This window comes from Rhodococcus sp. (in: high G+C Gram-positive bacteria), assembly GCF_049286785.1.
Classification (GTDB): domain Bacteria; phylum Actinomycetota; class Actinomycetes; order Mycobacteriales; family Mycobacteriaceae; genus Rhodococcus_F.
The window spans coordinates 1-3,895 of sequence record NZ_JBAQEO010000400.1 but is presented as its reverse complement, the minus strand read 5'-3'; the positions used below and the strand labels follow the sequence as shown (position 1 = coordinate 3,895).

Below are 3,895 nucleotides of genomic sequence, written 5' to 3'. Positions count from 1 at the left end.
AAGTGATGCAAATGTGTATGACAACGATCACAGTAAGGGGTGCGTTTTCACCGCGCTTCGGCAGCCTTTCCATCACGTCGATTCCAACCCGTGTGATGCCGGGCTATCGCCCCTACGTTCGTGATATCGAAGCAGCCCCGCACAGCCTGCGGCCCGCACCCATCACCACGTATGAGGAGCGCACGACAGATGACTTCCACGATCGACACCCGCTTGCAGATCGAACCACTCTCCGGCTGGGCCGGTGCCCTGATCTCCGGGGTCGACCTGTCGAATCCTTTGTCGGAGAGTCAAACCGCGCAGATTCGCGAGGCACTGCTGCAGTGGAAGGTCGTGTTCTTCCGCGACCAGCAACTCGACCACGCCCAGCAGATCGCCTTCGGTAAGCAGTTCGGTGAGGTCACACCAGGCCACCCGTACGAGGGTGACACCGCACCCGAGGGGTTCCCCGAGATCCACACGGTCTCGCCGAAGGCCTACAACGAGCGCTACGGAGAGAAGTACCGAAAACGTCAGGGCGCCAACGGCCCCGGCTGGCACGCCGATGTGACTCCGCTGATCAACCCGCCGTCACACTCCATTCTGCGGGCCGAGGCAGTGCCGCCGTTCGGTGGCGACACCCAGTTCGCCAATGTCGCGGTCGCATACCAGGGCCTGTCCGAGCCGGTGCGCGCCTTCATCGACGAGCTGCATGCCGAGCATCGCTTCGGGTCCAACTTCTCGGCCGACCGCAGCGACGAGAAGATCGGTGACCTGGTGCGCACCAACCCGCTCGCCTCGATCCATCCGGTGGTGCGGGTGCATCCCGAGAGTGGTGAACGCGTCCTTTACGTCAATCCCTCTTTCACCCGTGAGATCGTAGATCTCTCCCCTCGTGAGAGCCGGCACGTGCTGGACCTGCTGTTCGAGGAGTTGGCACGACCCGAATACACCGTTCGGTTCAAGTGGGAACCGGGCAGCGTCGCGTTCTGGGACAACCGCGCCGCTCTCCATCTGGCGCCTCGCGACGTCGATCACCTCGGACACGACCGGGTGCTGCACCGCATCACCCTGGTCGGGGACGTGCCGGTCGGCGTCGACGGACGAGCATCCGAATCGATCTCCGGTGAGCGGTTCGGGGCGGCCTGATCGTGGCCACCGTACTCGAGAAGGCAGCCGGCGCAGAAGGTTCTGCGTCGGCGGCCGGTGAATCCGGGCTCATCGATCCCACCGCGGGTGCGCCGCAGTTCGCAACGTGCACCGCGAGTACCTCGTTCCCTCCAACGCACTGAACGAACTGGACGGTGTGACCCCGAAACCGATCGATTCGTAAGAAACCATCGACCGTGAAGGAGATCAGACAATGACACAGGTACTGGGTGGCATCGAGGTTCGGCCGCAGTCGGGCTGGGCAGGCGCCGAGATCCGCGGTGTGGATCTCACGCAACCGCTGGCCGAAAGCGATGTCGCAGTGATCCGGGCGGCGCTGCTGCAGTGGAAGGTGGTGTTCTTCCGCGACCAGTTCGTCGACCACGACGCGCATCTGCGATTCGCGTCGTACTTCGGGTCACCCACACCGGCGCATCCGCTGTTCGACTCCATTCCCGACCCGAACTACCCGACGATCTACCCGATCTTCAAGGACCGGTTCAAGTCTCGCTACGCCGTGAGCCGCGGCTACGACAAGCCCGGCTGGCACGCCGACGTGACCGCTGCCGTCAACCCTCCGGCCGCATCGATACTCCGTGCCGAAACCCTCCCGCCGTACGGCGGGGACACCCAATGGTCCAATACCGTCGCCGCCTACAAGGGGTTGGCGGCACCGGTACGGAAGCTGGCCGACGGGTTGCGGGCTGTGCACCGTTTCACCCCGCCGGACGGCACGGATGCCAGCGACGACTACAAGCGCCGCGTCCAGCAGCGCCCCCTGCTGAGTGAGCATCCGGTGGTCCGGGTGCATCCGGAGACGGGGGAGCGGGCGCTGTATGTCAACCCCGGTTTCACCACGCACCTCGTCGGCGTCTCGCCGCACGAGAGCCGTCGGCTGCTCGGCCTGCTCTACGAGGAGCTGGCCCGGCCGGAGTACACGGTGCGGTTCAAATGGGAGCCGGGCAGCATCGCGTTCTGGGACAACCGCGCGACCGTCCATCTGGCACCGCAGGACCTGACCCTCGATCACGACAGGCGGCTGTACCGCATCACCCTCGTCGGTGACGTGCCCAAGGGGCCGGACGGCCGCGAGTCGGTGGCGCTCGACGGTGAGCCGTTCGACGCGGTGTGAAGGGAGGGGGTGTCGCACTCACCCTGGGGTGGCTTTGACGGGCGCAGGGTGCGTTCCAAGCTGGATGCCAGCGACCAGAGCGGTCGCGGAGAGATCCAGGGAGGTTCGACTCACCGTGAACATCACTACCCGCGCAGCGCTGGCCGGCTGTGCCGCTCTTTCGATTTCGCTCGCCGGTGCGATAGGGAGCGCCTCGGCCGGGCCGGCAGGGCCCGACCCGGACGTCAGCGAGCTCACAGTCCTGGCCGAGGATTCCGGCGGGACAGGAGACCGCACGATCGTCTGGATCGACACCGGCGACGCCGAGACGGACGAGATGTGCGCGGAACTGGCGGACGAGGCCGCAGACGCGCCCCTGGGTCTCGTCGCAGCCGACGCGGTCCTTCTCGCCAACACCTTCGGCTGTGACATGGCAATTGTGGAAGAAGCGGGGTGGGGGTGCACTGTCCCCCCGGTCCGTTCGCCTGAAGGTGCCCCCGAGGGTGTGGGGGCACCTTCAGGCGAATAGAACCGAGTCTTCGGGTGACGCCGCCCACCCCGGAATCGTTCCCCCGCTGGGTTGCGGGCCGACGAGCAGCAAATGTGAGCCGTAACACAGTCGCTGTGTGCGAACCATGAATGACCAGGCGTCATCCGGTTGCCTCGCATGGTTCACTTCGCCGTTACCGAGCGTGCCCTCGGCGGTGGCCTCGACCGACTTCGCTAGGGTGGACAACCAATGGGCGCCACCCGGGCACCCGCCCGTCGGGCGAACGGAAGCGAGAAACCGATGATCGGCACAGAGGCAGCCGACATACGCACAGCCGAGTACCCGAGACCGTCGCACTTCGTGCTTCACATCAGTGACACCCACCTGGTCGACGGCGACCTGCTCTACGGGGCTCTCGACAGCGAGGAAACTCTGCGGCAGATCTTCGCCGAGATCGAGGCGTCCCACGCCCGCCCGAACGCTCTGGTATTCACCGGTGACCTCGCGGACACGGGCGAACGGGGCGCGTACGAGAAGCTCCGCGCCATCGTGGAGCCGGTGGCGGCGTCCCTCGGTGCAGAGGTGATCTGGGCAATGGGCAACCACGACGACCGCGGCCACTTCAGGACGCAACTCCTGGGCGAGCCGTCGTCGACCGAGCCCGTCGATCGGGTCTACGACGTCGACGGACTGCGCATCATCACCCTCGACTCCACCGTGCCCGGATATCACCACGGTGAGATCTCCGATGAGCAACTCGAGTGGCTGGCGTCCGAGCTCGCTGTCCCGGCGCCGTACGGCACCATCCTGGCGTTGCATCACCCGCCCGTCCCGTGCGTGCTGGACCTGGCCGTACTCGTCGAATTACGGGATCAGCGCCGGCTCGCCGACGTCCTCCGCGGCAGCGACGTACGCTCCATCCTGGCCGGACACCTGCACTACTCGACGACAGCCACCTTCGCGGGCATTCCCGTATCGGTCGCCTCCGCAACCTGCTACACCCAGGATCTCAACGTTCCCTCCGGTGCACAGCGCGGACGTGACGGCGCCCAGGGCTTCAACCTCATGCACGTCTATCCCGAAACCATCGTGCATTCCGTCGTCCAGACAGGTACCTACGAGCTCGTCGGCGACGACGTCAGCCCCGAAGAGACCGCGCAGCGTCT

Annotated in this window: 4 protein-coding genes; all 4 read left to right on the top strand. The window is 65.8% G+C overall.

What is annotated here, in order from left to right; genetic code table 11:
- The first annotated feature begins 189 nt into the window (after nt 1-189).
- Nucleotides 190-1,128, top strand: a complete 939-nt coding sequence (locus tag WAW17_RS15005) for a TauD/TfdA dioxygenase family protein (RefSeq protein ID WP_422333746.1) — start codon at nt 190-192, stop codon at nt 1,126-1,128.
- Between the two features lie 214 nt (nt 1,129-1,342).
- Nucleotides 1,343-2,260, top strand: coding sequence for a TauD/TfdA dioxygenase family protein (locus tag WAW17_RS15000; protein ID WP_422333745.1), 918 nt, complete (start codon nt 1,343-1,345; stop codon nt 2,258-2,260).
- A gap of 115 nt (nt 2,261-2,375) precedes the next feature.
- A complete protein-coding gene (locus WAW17_RS14995; RefSeq protein WP_422333744.1) occupies nt 2,376-2,768 on the top strand; it encodes a hypothetical protein in 393 nt (130 codons plus the stop codon).
- Between the two features lie 261 nt (nt 2,769-3,029).
- On the top strand, nt 3,030-3,895 hold an 866-nt coding region (locus WAW17_RS14990; protein ID WP_422333743.1), incomplete at its 3' end, for a phosphodiesterase.